Source organism: Variovorax sp. FW301-JW7 (assembly GCF_058788795.1).
In genome coordinates this window covers 54,259-73,557 of the sequence record NZ_JBYTBC010000011.1, presented here as the reverse complement: position 1 = coordinate 73,557, position 19,299 = coordinate 54,259, and the positions used below count along the sequence as shown (strand labels likewise).

The following is a 19,299-nucleotide window of genomic DNA, read 5'->3' as shown; positions in this document are numbered from 1 at the left end:
AGCAGTATGAGCGCAACCCTTTCCGCATCCACCTTGCTGGCCGTGCCGCTGGCACCCCTGGTCGGCGCCGCACTTGCCGGCCTGTTCGGCACGAAGTTCGGCGGCAACCACATCGGCCGCAAGGTCACGCATTCGCTGACCATCCTGGGCGTGTTCGTCGCCTTCGTGATCTCGGCGATGACGCTGAAGTCGGTCATCGTCGACGGCGCCCGCTTCAACCAGACCATCTACGAATGGATGATGGTCGGCGGCCTGAAGATGGAAGTCGGCTTCCTGGTCGACGGCCTCACGGCCATGATGATGTGCGTCGTGACCTTCGTGTCGCTGATGGTGCACATCTACACCATCGGCTACATGGAAGAAGACGACGGCTACAACCGCTTCTTCTCGTACATCTCGCTGTTCACCTTCTCGATGCTGATGCTCGTCATGAGCAACAACATGCTCCAGCTGTTCTTCGGCTGGGAAGCGGTGGGCCTGGTGTCGTACCTGCTGATCGGCTTCTGGTTCAACAAGCCCACGGCCATCTTCGCGAACATGAAGGCCTTCCTGGTCAACCGCGTGGGCGACTTCGGCTTCATCCTGGGCATCGGCCTGATCGCCGCCTACGCCGGCACGCTGAACTACGGAGAAGCCTTCGCCAAGGCGCACACGCTGGCCGGCATCACCTTCCCGGGCACCGAGTGGATGCTCATCACGGTGATCTGCATCTGCCTGTTCATCGGCGCGATGGGCAAGAGCGCCCAGTTCCCGCTGCACGTGTGGCTGCCCGACTCGATGGAAGGCCCGACCCCCATCTCGGCGCTGATCCACGCGGCGACCATGGTGACGGCCGGCATCTTCATGGTGGCGCGCATGTCGCCGCTGTTCGAGCTGAGCGACACGGCCCTGAGCTTCATCCTCGTGATCGGCGCCATCACCGCGCTGTTCATGGGCTTCCTGGGCATCATCCAGAACGACATCAAGCGCGTGGTCGCGTACTCGACGCTCTCGCAGCTGGGCTACATGACCGTGGCGCTCGGTGCCTCGGCTTACTCGGTCGCGGTGTTCCACCTGATGACGCACGCGTTCTTCAAGGCGCTGCTGTTCCTCGGCGCAGGCTCGGTGATCATCGGCATGCACCACAACCAGGACATCCGCTGGATGGGCGGCGTGCGCAAGTACATGCCCATCACCTGGATCACCTCGCTGCTGGGTTCGCTCGCACTGATCGGCACGCCGTTCTTCTCGGGCTTCTACTCGAAGGACAGCATCATCGAGGCCGTGCATGAAAGCCACCTGTGGGGCGCGCAGTTCGCCTACTACGCGGTGCTGGCCGGCGTGTTCGTGACGGCGTTCTACTCGTTCCGCATGTACTTCCTGGTCTTCCACGGCAAGGAACGCTACGACCAGAACCCCGATGCGCACCATGACGACCATGCGCACGATGCGCATGGACACGACGACCATGGTCATGGCCACGACGCCCACAAGCCGCACGAGTCGCCGATGGTGGTCTGGCTGCCGCTGGTGCTGCTGGCGATCCCCTCGGTGGTGATCGGCTTCATGACCATCGACCCGATGCTGTTCGGCAGCTTCTTCAAGGACGCGATCTTCGTCGACGGTGCCAAGCACCACGCGATGGGCGAACTGAAGGAAGCCTTCCACGGCCCGGTCGCCATGGCGATCCACGGCCTGCAGACCGCACCGTTCTGGCTGGCGCTGGCCGGCGTGGCGCTGTCGTACTACATGTACATGATGAACCCGGCCCTGCCGGCCGCCATCAAGCGCGCCTTCAGCCCGATCTACAACCTGCTCGAGAACAAGTACTACCTTGACTGGATCAACGAGAACATCCTCGCCCGCGGTGCGCGCCTGCTCGGCACGGGCCTGTGGAAGGGTGGCGACCAGGCCCTGATCGACGGCGCGATCGTCAACGGTTCCTGGAAAGTGGTGGGGCGTGTGGCCGGTGTCGTGCGCTGGCTGCAGTCGGGCTTCATCTATCACTACGCCTTCGCGATGCTGCTCGGCATCTTCATCCTGATGACGTACTTCGTCTGGTTCAAACGTTGAGCCCGAACGCTGGAGAAAAAGAAAAATGGGTTTGTTGAGCCTTGCCATCTGGGTGCCGATCGCATTCGGCGCCGTGCTGCTGGCGTTTGGCCGCGACGAGCACGCCAAGGGCGTGCGCTGGGTCGCGCTCGTCGGTGCCATCGTGAGCTTCCTGGTCACGGTGCCGCTGTTCACGCGCTTCCAGAACGGAACCGCCGCGATGCAGTTCGTCGAGAAGACGAGCTGGATCTCGCGCTTCAACGTCAACTACCACCTGGGCATCGACGGCATGTCGCTGTGGCTGGTGCTGCTGACCTCGTTCATCACGGTCGTGGTCGTGATCTCGGCCTGGGAAGTGATCACCGAACGCGTGAACCAGTACATGGGCGCGTTCCTGATCCTGTCGGGTTTCATGATCGGCGTGTTCTCGGCGCTCGACGGCATCCTGTTCTACGTGTTCTTCGAAGCCACGCTGATCCCGATGTACCTGATCATCGGCATCTGGGGCGGCCCGAACAAGATCTACGCGGCGTTCAAGTTCTTCCTGTACACGCTGCTCGGCTCGCTGCTGATGCTGGTGGCGCTGATCTTCCTTTACAACAAGTCGGGCGGCAGCTTCGACATCCTGAGCTGGCACAAGCTGCCGCTGGGTTCGACCGCGCAGACCTTCCTGTTCTTCGCCTTCTTTGCGGCCTTCGCCGTCAAGGTGCCGATGTGGCCGGTCCACACCTGGCTGCCCGACGTGCACGTCGAGGCGCCCACGGGCGGCTCGGCCGTGCTGGCCGCGATCATGCTGAAGCTGGGTGCCTACGGTTTCCTGCGCTTCTCGATGCCCATCGCGCCTGACGCTTCGCACGAGTGGGCCTGGCTCATGATCGCGCTGTCGCTCATCGCCGTGATCTACGTGGGCCTCGTTGCGCTGGTGCAGCAGGACATGAAGAAGCTGGTGGCGTACTCGTCGGTGGCTCACATGGGCTTCGTGACACTGGGCTTCTTCATCTTCAACGAGCTCGGCGTGTCCGGCGGCATCGTGCAGATGATTGCCCACGGCTTCGTCTCGGGCGCCATGTTCCTGGGCATCGGCGTGCTGTACGACCGCGTGCACTCGCGCCAGATCGCCGACTACGGCGGCGTGGTCAACACCATGCCCAAGTTCGCCGCGTTCGCGCTGCTGTTCGCCATGGCCAACTGCGGCCTGCCGGGCACCGCCGGTTTCGTGGGCGAATGGATGGTCATCCTGGGCGCCGTGAAGGCCAACTTCTGGATCGGCCTGGGCGCTGCCACCGCACTGATCTTCGGTGCTGCCTACACCCTGTGGATGTACAAGCGCGTGTACCTGGGCCCGGTCGGCAACGACCACGTCAAGGAACTGAAGGACATCAACGCCCGTGAATTCCTGATGCTCTCGCTGCTGGCGATCGCCGTGCTGTGGATGGGCCTGTATCCGAAGCCTTTCACCGACGCGATGGATGCCTCCGTCGTCGAGCTTCTTCGCCACGTGGCGATTTCGAAGCTGCCCGTCTGATGCCACGCTGAAGAAGAGAACGAGATGATTGACAAACTCAGCTGGGTGACGATCTACCCCGAAATCGTGTTGCTGGTCATGGCCTGCATCATTGCACTGGTCGACCTGTCGGACACGAGCCCGCGCCGCACCCGCACCTACATCCTGACGCTGCTCACGCTGGCGGCGGTGGCTGTGCTCACGGGCCTGGCCGCTGTCGGCGGCAAGACCTCCTACGGCTTCGGCGGCATGGTGGTGAGCGACTCGATGGGCAACTGGCTCAAGTGCTTCGCCTCGCTCGCCCTGATGGTGACGCTGGTCTACGGCCGTCCCTATGCGGCCGACCGCGAGATGCTGCGCGGCGGCGAGATGTTCACGATCAGCATGCTGGCGCTGCTGGGCATGTTCGTGATGATCGGCGGCAGCAACTTCCTGCTGATCTATCTCGGCCTGGAACTGCTCACGCTGTCGAGCTACGCGCTCGTGGCCCTGCGCCGCGACAACGCAGTGGCCAGCGAAGCGGCCATGAAGTACTTCGTGCTCGGCGCGATGGCCAGCGGCTTCCTGCTGTACGGCCTGTCGATGATGTACGGCGCGACCGGCTCGCTCGACCTGAACGAAGTCTTCAAGGCGATCTCGACCGGCAAGGTGAACCACCAGGTGCTGGTGTTCGGCCTGGTCTTCATCGTGGCGGGCTTGGCCTTCAAGGTCGGTGCCGCACCGTTCCACATGTGGGTGCCCGACGTCTACCAGGGCGCGCCGACGGCGATCACGCTGCTGATCGGTGCCGCGCCCGAGCTGGCTGCCTTCGGCATCATCATCCGCCTGCTGGTCGACGGCCTGCAGCCCTTGGCCATCGACTGGCAGCAGATGCTCGCCGTGTTGGCGATCGCCTCGCTGGTGATCGGCAACCTGGCCGCCATTGCGCAGAGCAACCTCAAGCGCATGCTGGCCTACTCGACCATCGCGCAGATGGGCTTCATGCTGCTGGGCCTGGTGGCGGGTTCCGACCAGCAGGGCACGCAGAACGCACAGGCCGCCTACAGCGCCTCGATGTTCTACGTCATCACCTACGTGCTGACCACGCTGGCGAGCTTCGGCATCATCCTGCTGCTGGCGCGCGAAGGCTTCGAAAGCGAAGAGATCACCGACCTGGCCGGCCTGAACCAGCGCAGCCCGCTGTACGCCGGCGTGATGGCCATCGCGATGTTCTCGCTGGCCGGTCTGCCGCCGCTGGTCGGCTTCTACGCGAAGCTGGCCGTGCTGCAGGCGCTGATCGCCTCGGGCGCTGCCATCTACATCGGCCTGGCGGTGTTCGCCGTGATCACCTCGCTGATCGGTGCGTTCTATTACCTGCGCGTGGTCAAGGTCATGTACTTCGACGCACCCGTCACGGCGACCACCGTGTCGGCCTCGTTCGACGTGCGCACCGTGCTCACGATCAACGGCGCGCTGATCCTGATTCTTGGCGTGGTGCCCGGCGGTCTGATGACGCTGTGCTACGACGCCATCGCGGCCACGCTGGCCCACTGACGCGGCCCGCACAGGTGTCGCAAACCGCGTCGGTCTGGGTGGTGCTGCTGGTGGCCCTGGTGGCCGCCAACCTGCCGTTCCTGAATGAGCGCCTGTTCGGGGCGGTGCCCCTGTCGACCGCGCACAAGTCGCTCGCCATCCGCTTCGGCGAACTGGTGGTGCTGTACTTCATTGCCGGCGGCATCGGCCTGCTGTTCGAACGCAGGGCAGGGCAGATCTCGGCCCAGGGCTGGGAGTTCTACGCGGTGACGGCCTCGCTGTTCGTCGTATTGGCCTTCCCGGGGTTCACCTGGCGCTACTTGATGAAGCACAGGCACTGACCGACATGACTTCTTCCGCACCCGATTCGCATCTGAAGGAAGCGCTCGTCAGCAGCGAGGAGCTCTTCAAGGGCAAGTTCCTGCACGCCAAGCGGGACACCATCCGCCTGCCCGATGGCCACAGCGCCACGCGCGAGTACGTGGTGCACCCGGGCGCCGTGGTGGTGATTCCGCTGCTCGATGACGGCCGCGTGGTGCTGGAGCGCCAGTTCCGCTATCCGGTGGACCAGGTGATCGTCGAGTTTCCCGCAGGCAAGCTCGACGCCGGCGAAGATCCGCTGCTGTGCGGCCAGCGCGAACTGCTCGAGGAAACCGGCTACTCCGCGCGCGAATGGGCGCATGCGGGCGCCACGCACCTGGCGGTGGCGTACTCGACCGAAATCATCCACATCTACTTTGCACGCGGCCTCTCGCTGGGCGAGCGCCAGCTCGACCACGGCGAGTTTCTCGACGTGTTCACCGCCACGCCGCAAGAGCTCATCGGCTGGTGCCGCGACGGCACCGTGACCGACGCGAAGACGCTCACCTGCGCCCTGTGGCTGCAGAACGTCCTGTCGGGCGCATGGGCACTGGATTGGCAGGCCGCAGCCTCGCAAGGCGGCGCGGGATAATCCGCGCATGAAGGTCCTCGATCTCCGCTGCACGCACGGCCATGGCTTCGAGGGCTGGTTCGCGTCCAACGAGGCGTTCGACAGCCAGCTCGCGAGCGGCCTGGTCGAGTGTCCGGTCTGCGGCGATACCGCGATCGTCAAGCTGCTGAGTGCGCCCCGCCTGAACCTGAGCAACGCCAAGGCACCGAAGGAAGAAGGGCGTGACGCGGCCCACGCGCCGTCGGCGCCTGCATCGCCGTCCACTCAAGTCTCCGCAACCGCGACTTCACCCGAAGCCCGCTGGATGCGCGCCGTGCGCGAAGTGCTGGCCAAGACCGAAGACGTCGGCGACCGCTTCGCCGACGAGGCGCGCAAGATGCACTACGGCGAAACCGCCGAGCGCGGCATCCGCGGCCAGGCCACGCCGGAGCAGACCGAGGCGCTGCTCGACGAAGGCATTCCGGTGATGGCGCTGCCGATTCCGGCGGCGCTGAAAGAAACCCTGCAGTAACTGACCGACTGGCCCGATCGATCGGGTCAGGCCGTGAACTGCAGCGCGGCCAGCCGCGCGTACACGCCGCCTTGCGCCACCAGCGCCGCGTGCGTTCCCTGTTCGACGATGCCGCCGTGGTCCAGCACGATGATGCGGTCGGCCTTCTGCACGGTCGCCAGGCGGTGGGCGATCACGAGCGTGGTGCGGTTTTCCATCGCCGATTCGAGCGCGGCCTGCACCATGCGCTCGCTCTCGGCGTCGAGCGCGCTGGTGGCTTCGTCCAGCAGCAGCAGCGGCGGGTTCTTCAGGATGGCCCGCGCAATGGCGATGCGCTGGCGCTGGCCGCCCGACAGTCGAACGCCGCGTTCGCCCAGGAAGGTGTCGTAGCCCTCGGGCAGGGCCTGCAGGAAGTCGTGCGCGAAGGCGGCGCGCGCCGCGGCGTGCACCTCGTCGGCGCTGGCATCGGGCCGGCCGTAGCGGATGTTCTCGAAGGCGCTGGCCGAGAAGATCACCGCGTCCTGCGGCACGAGGCCGATGCGGGTGCGCAGGTCGTGCAGCGCAAGCGCATCGAGCGACGCACCATCGAGCACGATGCGGCCCGACTGCGGGTCGTAGTAGCGCAGCAGCAGCTGGAACACCGTGCTCTTGCCCGCGCCGCTCGATCCCACCAGCGCCACGGTCTCGCCCGGCGCGATGTCCAGGCTGAAGTCGCGCAGCGCCGGCGTGCCCGGCCGCGAGGGGTAGTGGAAGGTGATGGCGTCGAAGCGGATGGCGCTGCCCGCCGCGGGGACGGGCGCGACCGCCGGTCGTGCGGGTGAGGCGATGGCCGTCGGCGCGTGCAGCAGTTCCATCAGGCGCTCGGTGGCGCCGGCGGCACGCAGCAGGTCGCCGTACACCTCGCCGAGCACCGCCGTGGCGCTCGCCAGGATCGCCACGTAGACCACGGTCTGGCCCAGGTGGCCGGCCGTGATGTCGCCGCGCAGCACGGCCTGCGTGCCTTCGTACAGGCCCCAGAGCAGGGCGGCCGAGGTGGCGATGATGATGAAGGCCACCAGCACCGAGCGCGCGCGCGTGCGGCGCACGGCGGTATGGAAGGCGTTTTCGGTCGAGCTGTTGAAGCGGTCGGCCTCGCGGCCTTCGGCCGTGTAGCTCTGCACCACCGGAATCGCGTTCAGCACCTCGGCCGCGATGGCGCTGGAGTCGGCCACGCGGTCCTGGCTGGCACGCGACAGCTTGCGCACGCGGCGGCCGAACCACATGCTCGGCAGCACCACCAGCACCAGGATGCCGAGCACCTGCACCATCACATAGGGGTTGGTCCAGACCAGCACCGCCAGCGCGCCCACGCCCATGACGGCGTTGCGCAGGCCCATGCTCAGCGACGAGCCGACCACCGTCTGCACGAGCGTGGTGTCGGCCGTGAGGCGCGACAGCACCTCGCCGGTCTGCGTGGTCTCGAAGAAGGCCGGGCTCTGCTGCAGCACGTGGCCGTAGACCGCGTTGCGCAGGTCGGCCGTGACGCGCTCGCCGAGCCAACTCACCGTATAGAAGCGCGCGGCCGAAAACAGGCCCAGTGCCACGGCCACCGCGAAGAGGGCGCCGAAGTGCTCGCGCAGCGCCATGGTCTGCGCGCCCTTGTCGGCGCTGACCAAGCCACCGTCAATCAGGCTGCGCAGGGCGATAGGAAAAGCCAGCGTCGTGACGGCCGCCATCACCAGGAAGACCCCCGCCAGGACGATCTGCACGCGGTAGGGGCGAAGGAAGGGGCGCAACCCCGACAGCGAGCGGGGCGAACCCTTGGCTGCGGAGGACGACGGAGGGGAAGAAGCCATGGGCGCGAATTCTACCGAGCCCTTGCCCCCACAAAGGTCGCCTTGACAGTAATTGCCATGACAACTAATATTTCGGCCATGAGCGATGCCCCCATTTCCCCGGTCCCTCCGACGCCCGACGAGGCCGCGCGCCCGCCGGCCGCCTTCTATCGCGCCGAGGACTACCGCGCCGAAGAGAGCATCGGCTACCTGATGCGCCGCATCGTCACGTCCGTCGGCCAGACCGTCGGCACGCGCATGTGCGAGCCCGGCAGCCCCACCTACCCGCAGTGGGTGCCGCTGTACAAGCTGCACGCCGGCGCCGCCACCACCGTGGCCGAACTGGCCCGTGCCTGCGAACTCGACACCGGCGCCATGACGCGCCTGCTCGACCGCCTCGAGGCCAAGGGCCTGTGCCGGCGCGTGCGCTCGCTCGAAGACCGGCGCGTGGTCAACATCGAACTCACCGACGAGGGCCGTGCGGCCGCGAAGGAAGTGCCCTATGTGCTGAGCCGGGTGCAGAACGAGTACCTGGCCGGCTTCAGCCCCGAAGAATGGGAGCAGCTCAAGGACTACTTGCGCCGCATCCTCGACAACGCACAGGGCCTCGCGGCCCGTGGAGAGAAGAATGACTGAGTCTTTCGCCGTGCGCGCGCTGCGCCGCACGCCCGTCGTGGCCGCCGCGCTGGCGGTGGTCGCGCTCGCCGGTTGCGCCGACATGGCCGGCATCGGCTCGCACGCCACGCTGCGCGATGCGACCACGCTCGGCATCGCGGCCGACCCCGCGCGCGCCACCGTGCCCAGCCTGGACAGCCAGTGGTGGCAGGCCTTCGGCGACAGCCAGCTCAATGCGCTGGTCGACCAGGCCGTGGCCGGCAACCCGAACCTGCAGGTCGCGCGTGCGCGCCTCGTGCGCGCCCAGGCCTCGGCGGACATCGCCGGTGCGGCGCTGCTGCCCAAGGTCGGCGCCGACCTCAACCTGAACCGCCAGAAGTTCAACAGCAACTACATCTACCCCGCACCGCTGGGTGGCTCGATCCAGAACATCGGTCTGCTACAGCTGGGCGCGAGCTGGGAACTCGACTTCTTCGGCAAGAACCGAAGCGCACTCGACACCGTCCTCGGCGCGGCCAACGCAGCCGCAGCCGATGCCGATGCCGCCCGCGTGCTGCTCGCGAGCAACGTGGCGCGCAGCTACTTCCAGTGGGCGCGCCTGAACGAACAGGTCGAGGTGGCCAAGCGCACGCTGGCCCAGCGCGACGAGACCTTCAAGCTGGTGCGCGACCGCGTCTCGGCCGGCCTCGACACCCGCCTCGAACTGCGCCAGAGCGAAGGCGGCCTGCCCGAAGCACGCCAGCAGATCGAAGCGCTCAACGAGCAGATCGCGCTGCAGCAGCACGCGCTCGATGCGCTCGTGGGCCAGCCCAACGTGTCGGCCTCGCTCAAGCCGCCGGTGCTCGCCGGCGTGAAGCCGATGGCGCTGCAGGCGAACATCCCGGCCGACCTGCTGGGCCGCCGCGCCGACATCGCCGCCGCGCGCTGGCGCGTCGAAGCGGCCACCAGCGACGTGGCCAATGCCAAGACCCAGTTCTATCCCAACGTGAACCTCACGGCCTTTGCCGGCTTCCAGAGCCTGGGCTTCGGCAGGCTGCTCAAGTCAGGCAGCGAGCAGTGGGGCGTGGGCCCGGCCATCCACCTGCCGATCTTCGAAGGCGGGCGCCTGCGCGCCAACCTGCGCGGCAAGTCGGCCGACCTCGACGTGGCCATCGAAAGCTACAACGCCACCGTGCTCGATGCCGTGCGCGACGCGGCCGACCAGGTGTCGAGCGCGCAGTCGATCGTGCGCCAGCAGACCGAGCAGCGCGCCGCGCAGACGGCCGCCGAAGGCGCCTACGACATTGCCGTGCAGCGCTACCGCGCGGGCCTGGGCAACTACCTCAACGTGCTGACCGCCGAAACCGCCGTGCTGGCCCAGCGCCGCCTCGCGGTCGACCTGGCGGCCCGTGCCCTCGACACGCAGGTGGGCCTGGCGCGCGCCCTGGGCGGCGGCTGGCAGCCGCCGGCCACCGCGACGGCTGCGGCCCCGACGGCCGCCACCCAGAACTGATTTGCTGATCCGCCTTCTTCGGAAAGAACTCCATCATGAGCGATAACAACACTCCGACATCCGCTTCCCCCGTGCCCACCCCCGCAGCGCCCGAGGCGCCTGCCAGCAACGGCAAGCGCCGCCGCGCACTCACCGTCCTCGCCACCGTGGTGGTGGTCGCCGGCGGCGGCTGGGGCCTGTACGAATGGCTGGTCGCCAGCCACTACGAGAACACCGACAACGCCTACGTGCAGGGCAACGTCATCCAGATCACGCCGCAGATCGGCGGCACCGTCATGGCCATCGGCGCCGACGACACCGACTTCGTGAAAGCCGGCCAGCCGCTGGTGCAGCTCGATCCGGCCGACGCCAAGGTGGCGCTCGAGCAGTCCGAGGCCGCGCTCGCGCAGACTGTGCGCCAGGTGCGCACGCTGTACGCCAACAACGGCTCGCTGGCCGCGCAGGTCACGCTGCGCCAGTCCGACATCGCCAAGGCCCAGAGCGACATCGCCAAGGCGCAGGACGACCTGCAGCGCCGCCGCGCGCTGTCGGGCAACGGCGCCGTGTCGAAGGAAGAACTCAACCACGCCGAGACGCAGCTGGCCAACGCCAAGAGCGCACTGGCCGCCGCACAGGCCGGCGTGGTCGCCGCGCGCGAAGCGCTGGCCAGCAACCAGTCGCTGACCGAAGGCACCAGCGTGGCCCAGCACCCGAGCGTGCTGGCCGCCGCCGCCAAGGTGCGCGAGGCCTACCTCGCCACGCAGCGCGTGGCCATGCCCGCACCGGTCGACGGCTACGTCGCCAAGCGCACCGTGCAGCTGGGCCAGCGCGTGGCCGCCGGCACGCCGATGATGTCCATCGTGCCGCTGCACCAGCTGTGGGTCGACGCCAACTTCAAGGAAGTGCAGCTGCGCAACATCCGCATCGACCAGCCCGTGAAGCTCACCGCCGACGTGTACGGCAAGAAGGTCGAGTACACCGGCAAGGTCGCCGGCCTGGGCGTGGGCACCGGCGCCGCCTTTGCGCTGCTGCCGGCGCAGAACGCCACCGGCAACTGGATCAAGGTGGTGCAGCGCGTGCCCGTGCGCATCGCGCTCGACCCCGAGCAGCTCAAGGCCAACCCGCTGCGCATCGGCCTGTCGATGGACGCCGAGATCGACATCACGCAGAAGACCGGCAAGATGCTGGCCGACGCACCGCGCAGCACCGCCTTCGCGCAGACGCAGGTCTACAGCCAGCTCGACCGCGGCGCCGACGCCGAGGTGGACCGCATCGTGGCCGCCAACCTCGGTCGCGGCGCGCCCACGGCGGCCGTGAGCCGTCCGGCCGCAGCCACTGCGGCACCGGCCGCGCACGCCGCCACGCAGGGCCAGCCGGGCTGATCGCAGCGCGTACTCGCTGAACCCTCACAGCCCGCGCCATGGCCACTGCTGCTCCTGCTTACATCGCGCACCCCCCGCTCGAGGGCTCCGCCCGCGTGTGGGGCACGGTCGCGCTGTCCGCCGCCACCTTCATGAACGTGCTCGACTCGTCGATCGCCAACGTGTCGCTGCCGGCCATCTCGGGCGACCTCGGCGTGAGCACCACGCAAGGCACCTGGGTCATCACCAGCTTCGCGGTGGCCAATGCCATCGCGGTGCCACTCACGGGTTTCATGACCCAGCGCTTCGGCCAGGTGCGCCTGTTCATGGCCAGCGTGATCCTGTTCATGGTCGCCTCGCTGCTGTGCGGCCTGGCGCCCAACATGACCACGCTCATCCTGTTTCGCGCGCTGCAGGGCTTCGTGGCGGGGCCGATGATCCCGCTGTCGCAGACGCTGCTGCTGTCGAGCTACCCGAAGGCCAAGGCCGGCCTGGCCATGGCGATGTGGTCGATGACGACGCTGGTCGCGCCCGTGATGGGGCCGCTGCTCGGCGGCTGGATCACCGACAACATCTCGTGGCCGTGGATCTTCTACATCAACATCCCGGTCGGCATCGTGGCCGCGGCCATCACCTGGACGCTGTATCACAAGCGCGAGAGCAAGACGCACAAGGTGCCGATCGACGCCATCGGCCTGGCGCTGCTGGTGCTGTGGGTGGGCTCGTTGCAGCTCATGCTCGACAAGGGCAAGGAGCTCGACTGGTTCCACTCGGCCGAGATCGTCACCATGGCCGTGGTGGCTGCGGTCGGCTTCGCCTTCTTCCTGGTCTGGGAGCTGACCGACAAGCATCCGGTGGTCGACCTGTCGCTGTTCAAGCGGCGCAACTTCTGGTCGGGCGCGGTGGCCACGGCCATTGCCTACGGCCTGTTCTTCGGCAACGTGGTGCTGCTGCCGCTGTGGCTGCAGCAGTGGATGGGCTACACCGCCACGCAGGCGGGGATGATCATGGCGCCCGTGGGGCTGCTGGCGATCTTCTTCTCGCCGGTGGTGGGCCTCACGGTCTCCAAGATCGACCCGCGCCGCTACGCGACCTTCTCGTTCCTCGTGTTCGCGCTGGTGCTGTGGATGCGCTCGAACTTCAACACGCAGGCCGACTTCGTGACGATCATCATCCCGACGATCATCCAGGGCATCGCGATGGCGTTCTTCTTCATTCCGCTCGTGACCATCACGCTGTCGGGCCTCACGCCCGACCGCATCCCGGCCGCGTCGGGGCTGTCGAACTTCCTGCGCATCACGGCGGGCGCCATGGGCACCTCGATCGCCACCACGCTGTGGGACAGCCGCGCGGCCCTGCACCACGCACAGCTCGTGGAGTCGGTGAACCCGGGCAACAGCGCGGCCACCAGCGCGATCTCGGGGCTGACGAGCAGCGGCTTCAGCACCGAGCAGGTGCTGGGGCAGATCAACCGCCTCGTCGACCAGCAGTCGTTCATGCTCGCCACGAACGACATCTTCTATGCCTCGGCGGTGCTGTTCCTGCTGCTGATTCCGCTCGTGTGGCTGGCGCGCCCGCAAAAGGGCGGCGCGGGCGGCGACGCAGCCGCCGGCGCGCACTGACCCCGCACGGCCCGCGCGCATGGACCAGTTCGCGGCCATGAAGGCGTTCCGCGCCGTCGTGGAGGCCGGCGGCTTCACCGCCGCGGCCGACGCGATGGACGTGTCGCACACGGTGGTCTCGCGCCACGTCAAGCAGCTGGAAACGGCGCTGGGCGTGCAGTTGCTGAACCGCACCACGCGCCGCTTCGCGCTCACGCAGGCGGGGCAGACCTACTACGAACACACGCGGCAGATCCTCGACCAGGTCGAGACCGCGGCGCTGGTCGTGGCGCAGCACCAGGTCGAACCCACGGGCCTGCTGCGCATCAACGCGCCGATGTCCTTCGGGCTGGAGGAGCTGGCGCAGTGGCTGCCGGCGTTCCTCGACGCGCACCCGCAGGTCAAGGCGGACCTCGTGTGCAACGACCGCTTCGTCGACCTGATCGAAGAGGGCTTCGACGTGGGATTGCGACTGGCGTATGCACTTTCGGATTCGACGCTGATCGTCAAGCGCCTTGCCAGCTTCGAGGAGTGGTGGGTGGCGTCGCCCGCCTACCTGCAGCGGCGCGGCACGCCGCAGTCGCCCGCCGACCTGGCGGCGCACGACTGCCTGAACTATTCATTGGCCGCGAAGGCCGCCCAGCCCAGCTTCACCGCGCCGGACGGCAGCGTCCACACCGTGGACGTCGGCGGGCGGCTGCAGGCCAACAGCGGGATCGTGCTGCGCAGCGCCGCGCTGGCGGGCACGGGGCTGGCGGCGTCGCCGGCGTTCCTCGTGCGCGGCCATGTGGCGCGCGGCGACCTGGTGCGCGTGCTGCCCGAATTCCGCCAGCAGCCGCTGAACCTGTACGCGCTGTATCCGCAGAACCGGCACCTGTCGCCAAAGGTGCGGGCGTTTGTCGACTTTGCTGCCGCGCGCTACCTGCCCGCGGACGGGCAGGGCGACTGAGACTGTTCAGGCCCCGGCCTCCAGCAGCCGCAACACCTCGTCGGTCGAGCGCACCTCGGCCACCACATCCGACACGCCGCGCAGCGCCGCGCGATGCAGTTCGCGGTGGCCCAGCACGCCGCCTTCTTCCAGGTCGAGGTCGCGCGTCGCGCAGGCATCGCCCACGATGAGGCTCTGGTAGCCGCGCGGTGCGGCGTCGAAGGCGGTGGCTGACACGCACATGTGCGTCATGAGGCCCGTGAGGATCAGCGTCGTGACGCCGCGCGCCTGCAGCTCGGCCTCGAGCGCGGTGCCGGCGAAGGCGCTCGGCGTGGCCTTGCGCAGCACCGCGTGTTGCGGCGCCGGGCGCAGTTCGTCGTGGATGCCGAAGGCGTGGCTGCCGTCCGCGAAGATCGGGCTGTCGGCGGGTGCCACGTGCTGCACATGGAACACCGGCACCGCATGCCGGTCGGCGGCATCGATCAGGCGCCGTGCCTGGCGCAGGGCGGCCAGTCCGTCGGGAATGGGCATGCGCCCGTCGAAGTACTCGTTCTGGAAATCGATCGCGATCAGCGCCGTGGCGGCGGGATCGATGCGGCTCGTGGGCACGGCGCCGGTGAGGCTGCGGATGCTGGGGTGCTTCATGTGTTCTCTGCGTGAGTGAAAGAAGGCCTGAAGCGTAGGCAGCCCGCGCGCTGCGGGGTAGGGGCGTGGCCGCACAAGATTTGTGCGGATATTGAAGGGTGACGCGGCTATTTGACGCCGTGCCCCAGCGCCTTCAACACGTCATGGCACGCGCCCATCGTGTGGTAATCGGTCTTGCCCGCCGGGCTCTTCTCGTCGCTGATCTTCGCGTTCTGCGGCGTGAGGATGCGGTACCACGCCCCGTGCGTGTGGTCGACGAAGTGCGCCCAGCTGTAGGCCCAGATCCGGTCGTACCAGTCCCAGTAGCCGGCGTCGCCCGTGCGCACCGCGAGCAGGGCGGCGGCGGCGAAGCTTTCGGCCTGCACCCAGAAGTACTTGTCGCCGTCGCACACCGCGCCGTCGGGCCCGAAGCCGTAGACCAGCCCGCCGTGCGTCGCGTCCCAGCCGCGCTGCATCGCGGTGTCGAAGAAGTGGCGCGCGCGCGGCACGAGCCACTCGGTGCCCGGCGCGTCGGGGCTCAGGTGGCTGTCAAGCTGCAACAGCAGCTTGGCCCATTCGGTGAGGTGGCCGGTCTGGAAGCCCCAGGGCCGGAAGATGTTCGTCTTGTCGCCGCGGTTGTAGTCCCAGTCGACCGACCAGTCCTCGCGGTAGTGCTCCCACACCAGCCCGTCGGCGAGCGCGGCCTGCCGGCCCGTGATGCTTTCGGCCAGCGTGCGTGCGCGCTCGAGGTAGAAGGGCTCGCGCGTGGCGTCGTAGGCCGCAAGCATCGCTTCGCAGGCGTGCATGTTGGCGTTCTGGCCGCGGTAGGGGCCGACCTGCCAGCTTGGCGTCGCCTCGTCGGCATACAACTGGTGCTGCGGTTCCCAGAAATGCTGTTCCATCAGGTCGCGGGTGTGCGCGAGGCCGGTGCGTGCTTCCTCGACGCCGGCCATCAGCGCATGCGCGTGCGCCAGCAGCACGAAGGCCAGGCCGTAGCAGTGCTGCGTGCCGTCCTGCACCGTGGCTTGATGGCCATCCCAGTCGATCTGCCATGCATAGCCACCATTCGGCTGCGCATGCGCGGTCTGCAGGAACGCGAGGCCGTGGCGCACCGCCGCGAGATCGTCGGGCCGGCCGAAGCGGCGCCAGGCCATCGCGTGGTTGAACACGAAGCGCGTGCTGCTCACGAGGTGGCGCGTGCGGCGGTCGTACACCGTGCCATCGTCCTTGAAGAAATGGAAGAAGCCGCCCGAGGCATCGCGGCTGCGCGGCGCGTAGAACGCCAGCGTGTGGGCGATGTGGCCGGCGAGGAATTCGGGTGAGCGGAAGTTCGGCATGGCGGTGATGGATTCAATCCGGGTGAAAGCGCATCGTGGCAGCGCAGCGGGCACGCAAGTTTTTCACGAAGCGCGCATGCGTGTTCGACAGCCTCATGACGGTGCACGTGCATGCGTCGCGCGTTCGCACATGTGCGTGCTGCACTGCGCAATGTCGTCGGGACGACAGTCGTTCGCACAGAGGGTGCGCACTCTGTGAATGGTTGCAGTGCAGCATAGGCATTTGCCCCAGTATGCAATTGCATAGCAGCCACCAACAATCGGTCCGCGCTCGATGGTGGCGCATTGAGATGGACCGCATGACCGATTTCTTTTTTCCGCACACGGACGACGCCGCGAGATGAGCGACGTCATTCTTGAAACACGCCAGCTCACCAAGGAATTCAAGGGATTCACCGCGGTCAGCAAGGTCGACCTCTCGGTGAAGCGCGGTTCGATCCACGCGCTCATCGGCCCCAACGGGGCCGGCAAGACGACCTGCTTCAACCTGCTCACCAAATTCCTCGAGCCCACGGCCGGCACGATCCTGTTCAACGGCCACGACATCACGGGCGAACGCCCGGCGCAGATCGCGCGACGCGGCGTGATCCGCTCGTTCCAGATCTCCGCCGTGTTCCCGCACCTCACATTGCTCGAGAACGTGCGCCTGGGCCTGCAGCGCAAGCTCGGCACCTCGTACCACTTCTGGAAGAGCGAGAAGTCGCTCAAGCCGCTCGATGCGCGCGCCCGCGAACTGCTCGCCGAGGTGGGCCTCGAAGACTTGGCCGACGAACAAACCGTGAACCTGCCCTACGGCCGCAAGCGCGCGCTCGAGATCGCCACCACGCTGGCCATGGAGCCCGAGCTGATGCTGCTGGACGAACCCACGCAGGGCATGGGCCACGAAGACGTGCACCGCGTGGCCGAGCTCATCAAGCGCGTGTCGGCCGGACGCACCATCCTGATGGTCGAACACAACATGAGCGTGGTCTCGACCATCGCCGACACCATCACGGTGCTGCAGCGCGGCGCCGTGCTGGCCGAAGGCCCGTACGCCGAAGTCTCGAAGAACCCGCAGGTGATGGAGGCCTACATGGGCACCACCGACGGCGAAATGCAGGGGGCTCACTGATGACCGCTGCACTCGAAATCAAGGGCCTGCAGGCCTGGTACGGCGAATCGCACGTGCTGCACGGCGTCGACATGGTGGTGCAGCCGGGCGAAGTCGTCACGCTGCTTGGCCGCAATGGCGCGGGCCGCACGACGACGATGCGCGCCGTGATGGGACTCACCGGCGCCCGCAAGGGCAGCATCAAGGTCAACGGCGTCGAGACCGTCTCGATGGCGACGCACCGCATCGCGCACCTGGGCATCGGCTACTGCCCCGAAGAGCGCGGCATCTTCGCCAGCCTCTCGTGCGAAGAAAACCTGATGCTGCCGCCCGAGCTCAAGGGCGCGGGGCAGGGCATGTCGGTCGACGAGATCTACGCCATGTTCCCCAACCTGGCAGAGCGCCGCCACAGCCAGGGCACGCGCCTGTCGGGCGGCGAGCAGCAGATGCTCGCGGTGGCGCGCATCCTGCGCACCGGCGCCAAGCTGCTCCTGCTCGACGAGATTTCCGAAGGCCTGGCGCCCGTCATCGTGCAGGCGCTGGCCCGCATGATCACCACGCTGCGCGCCAAGGGCTACACCATCGTCATGGTCGAGCAGAACTTCCGCTTCGCCGCGCCGCTGGCCGACCGCTTCTACGTGATGGAGCACGGCCGCATCGCCCTGAAGTTCGGCGCGTCCGAGCTCGAAGCCAAGATGCCCGTGCTGACCGAGTTGCTCGGCGTCTGAGTTCTTTCACCCCTTCTTGCCACTGCCGGAGACACCCATGAAAAATCAGCTCACCGCTTTCGCCCTGGCTTTCAGTGCACTGGCGCTCGCAGCGTCCGCCCAGGCGCAAGGCCAGGACAAGGTCAAGATCGGCTTCATCACCGACATGTCCAGCCTGTACGCCGACCTCGAAGGCAAGAACGGCGCGGTGGCGATCCAGATGGCCATCGACGACTTCGGCGGCAAGGCGGCCGGCAAGCCGGTCGAGCTGCTCACCGTCGACCACCAGAACAAGCCCGACATTGCCGCCTCGAAGGCGCGCGAGTGGATCGACACGCAAGGCCTGAGCATGGTCTTCGGCGGCACCAACTCGGGCGTCGGCCTGGCGCTGGCCAAGGTCGCGGCCGAGAAGAAGCGCGTGTACTTCAACAACGGCGCGGCCTCGTCGGCACTCACCAACGAACAGTGCACGCCCTACACCGTGCACTACGCCTACGACACCGTCGCGCTCGCCAAGGGCACCGGCGCCGCGGTGGTCGACGGCGGCGGCAAGACCTGGTTCTTCCTGACGGCCGACTACGCCTTCGGCCACGCGCTCGAAGCCGACACCTCCACCGTCGTGAAGGCCAAGGGCGGCACGATCGTCGGCGCGGTGCGCCACCCGCTCAATGCGTCCGACTTCTCGTCGTTCCTGCTGCAGGCGCAGAACTCCAAGGCGCAGATCCTGGGCCTGGCCAACGCAGGCGGCGACACCGTCAACAGCATCAAGGCGGCCAAGGAATTCGGCATCGGCAAGACCATGAAGCTGGCCGGCCTGCTGATCTTTTTGAGCGACGTGCACAGCCTGGGCCTGAAGAACACCGAGGGCCTGCAGTTCACCACCAGCTGGTACTGGGACCTGAACGACGAAACCCGCAAGTTCGCCAAGCGCTTCTTCGACAAGACCAAGCGCATGCCCACCGAAATCCAGGCCGCCGACTACTCGGCCACCATGACCTACCTCAAGGCCGTGGACGCCGCCAAGACCGACGATGCCGACAAGGTCATGGCCGAGCTCAAGAAGATGAAGCTCAACGACTTCTTCGGCACCGGCCAGATCCGCCCCGATGGCCGCTACGTGCACGACATGTACCTGATGCAGGTCAAGTCGCCCGCCGAATCGAAGACGCCATGGGACTACTACAAGCTCGTGAAGAAGCTGCCCGGCGACACGGTGTTCACCACCAAGGCCGAGTCCAAGTGCACGCTCTGGAAGTGACGCGACACCCACCGAACACCCCACA

At 67.3% G+C, this 19,299-nt stretch carries 17 protein-coding genes; 14 read left to right on the top strand and 3 right to left on the bottom strand.

The window, feature by feature from the left end; all coding sequences use genetic code 11:
• Nucleotides 1-6 precede the first annotated feature (6 nt).
• The 6 genes from nuoL to AC3WQM_RS25835 are packed head-to-tail and all read left to right on the top strand — an operon-like array spanning nucleotide 7 to nucleotide 6,489.
• Nucleotides 7-2,052, top strand: a complete 2,046-nt coding sequence (nuoL, locus tag AC3WQM_RS25860) for an NADH-quinone oxidoreductase subunit L (RefSeq protein WP_492682741.1) — start codon at nucleotides 7-9, stop codon at nucleotides 2,050-2,052.
• 25 nt (nucleotides 2,053-2,077) lie between these two features.
• Nucleotides 2,078-3,556 carry an NADH-quinone oxidoreductase subunit M gene (locus AC3WQM_RS25855; protein WP_492682739.1) on the top strand — a complete coding sequence of 493 codons (1,479 nt, stop codon included), beginning with the start codon at nucleotides 2,078-2,080 and terminating at the stop codon, nucleotides 3,554-3,556.
• Between the two features lie 24 nt (nucleotides 3,557-3,580).
• Nucleotides 3,581-5,068, top strand: a complete 1,488-nt coding sequence (nuoN, locus tag AC3WQM_RS25850) for an NADH-quinone oxidoreductase subunit NuoN (protein WP_489058743.1) — start codon at nucleotides 3,581-3,583, stop codon at nucleotides 5,066-5,068.
• A 14-nt stretch (nucleotides 5,069-5,082) separates the two neighbouring features.
• Nucleotides 5,083-5,388, top strand: coding sequence for a DUF2818 family protein (locus AC3WQM_RS25845; protein ID WP_307635456.1), 306 nt, complete (start codon nucleotides 5,083-5,085; stop codon nucleotides 5,386-5,388).
• Between the two features lie 5 nt (nucleotides 5,389-5,393).
• Complete coding sequence (locus tag AC3WQM_RS25840; protein WP_492682737.1) at nucleotides 5,394-5,999, top strand: NUDIX domain-containing protein; 606 nt, start codon at nucleotides 5,394-5,396, stop codon at nucleotides 5,997-5,999.
• Nucleotides 6,000-6,006: 7 nt separating this feature from the next.
• Complete coding sequence (locus AC3WQM_RS25835) at nucleotides 6,007-6,489, top strand: DUF1178 family protein (RefSeq protein ID WP_492682735.1); 483 nt, start codon at nucleotides 6,007-6,009, stop codon at nucleotides 6,487-6,489.
• Between the two features lie 26 nt (nucleotides 6,490-6,515).
• On the opposite strand, the gene AC3WQM_RS25830 is transcribed toward AC3WQM_RS25835, so the two are convergent.
• Entirely contained in the window at nucleotides 6,516-8,303 is a 1,788-nt protein-coding gene (locus AC3WQM_RS25830; protein WP_159276100.1) for an ABC transporter transmembrane domain-containing protein, read from the bottom strand.
• 78 nt (nucleotides 8,304-8,381) lie between these two features.
• Here AC3WQM_RS25830 and AC3WQM_RS25825 point away from each other — a divergent pair, with 78 nt between their 5' ends.
• Genes AC3WQM_RS25825 through AC3WQM_RS25805 form a run of 5 tightly spaced genes read left to right on the top strand, consistent with a single transcriptional unit; the run spans nucleotide 8,382 to nucleotide 14,279 of the window.
• Nucleotides 8,382-8,918: a MarR family winged helix-turn-helix transcriptional regulator gene (locus AC3WQM_RS25825; protein ID WP_492682733.1), complete on the top strand. Its 537-nt coding sequence runs from the start codon at nucleotides 8,382-8,384 to the stop codon at nucleotides 8,916-8,918.
• Nucleotides 8,911-10,389 (top strand): efflux transporter outer membrane subunit, encoded by a 1,479-nt coding sequence (locus AC3WQM_RS25820; protein ID WP_492682731.1) that lies wholly within the window; start codon nucleotides 8,911-8,913, stop codon nucleotides 10,387-10,389. The genes AC3WQM_RS25825 and AC3WQM_RS25820 overlap by 8 nt, the downstream gene beginning before the upstream one ends.
• A 35-nt stretch (nucleotides 10,390-10,424) precedes the next feature.
• The gene (locus AC3WQM_RS25815; RefSeq protein WP_492682729.1) at nucleotides 10,425-11,750 is read left to right on the top strand and encodes an HlyD family secretion protein; all 1,326 of its coding nucleotides are present in this window, start codon (nucleotides 10,425-10,427) and stop codon (nucleotides 11,748-11,750) included.
• Between the two features lie 38 nt (nucleotides 11,751-11,788).
• On the top strand, nucleotides 11,789-13,351 hold the full coding sequence (locus AC3WQM_RS25810; protein ID WP_492682727.1) for a DHA2 family efflux MFS transporter permease subunit: 1,563 nt from the start codon (nucleotides 11,789-11,791) through the stop codon (nucleotides 13,349-13,351).
• Between the two features lie 19 nt (nucleotides 13,352-13,370).
• The gene (locus AC3WQM_RS25805; RefSeq protein WP_492682725.1) at nucleotides 13,371-14,279 is read left to right on the top strand and encodes a LysR family transcriptional regulator; all 909 of its coding nucleotides are present in this window, start codon (nucleotides 13,371-13,373) and stop codon (nucleotides 14,277-14,279) included.
• Between the two features lie 6 nt (nucleotides 14,280-14,285).
• Here AC3WQM_RS25805 and AC3WQM_RS25800 read toward each other — a convergent pair whose 3' ends face one another.
• Both AC3WQM_RS25800 and AC3WQM_RS25795 read right to left on the bottom strand, forming a co-directional pair.
• Nucleotides 14,286-14,903 (bottom strand): cysteine hydrolase family protein, encoded by a 618-nt coding sequence (locus AC3WQM_RS25800; protein ID WP_492682723.1) that lies wholly within the window; start codon nucleotides 14,901-14,903, stop codon nucleotides 14,286-14,288.
• A 107-nt stretch (nucleotides 14,904-15,010) separates the two neighbouring features.
• Entirely contained in the window at nucleotides 15,011-16,219 is a 1,209-nt protein-coding gene (locus AC3WQM_RS25795; RefSeq protein ID WP_492682721.1) for an AGE family epimerase/isomerase, read from the bottom strand.
• A 340-nt stretch (nucleotides 16,220-16,559) separates the two neighbouring features.
• Here AC3WQM_RS25795 and AC3WQM_RS25790 point away from each other — a divergent pair, with 340 nt between their 5' ends.
• Genes AC3WQM_RS25790 through AC3WQM_RS25780 form a run of 3 tightly spaced genes read left to right on the top strand, consistent with a single transcriptional unit; the run spans nucleotide 16,560 to nucleotide 19,274 of the window.
• On the top strand, nucleotides 16,560-17,330 hold the full coding sequence (locus tag AC3WQM_RS25790; protein WP_307693422.1) for an ABC transporter ATP-binding protein: 771 nt from the start codon (nucleotides 16,560-16,562) through the stop codon (nucleotides 17,328-17,330).
• The gene (locus AC3WQM_RS25785; protein WP_492682719.1) at nucleotides 17,330-18,037 is read left to right on the top strand and encodes an ABC transporter ATP-binding protein; all 708 of its coding nucleotides are present in this window, start codon (nucleotides 17,330-17,332) and stop codon (nucleotides 18,035-18,037) included. The genes AC3WQM_RS25790 and AC3WQM_RS25785 overlap by 1 nt, the downstream gene beginning before the upstream one ends.
• A gap of 37 nt (nucleotides 18,038-18,074) precedes the next feature.
• Nucleotides 18,075-19,274, top strand: coding sequence for an ABC transporter substrate-binding protein (locus AC3WQM_RS25780; RefSeq protein ID WP_492682717.1), 1,200 nt, complete (start codon nucleotides 18,075-18,077; stop codon nucleotides 19,272-19,274).
• Nucleotides 19,275-19,299 lie beyond the last annotated feature (25 nt).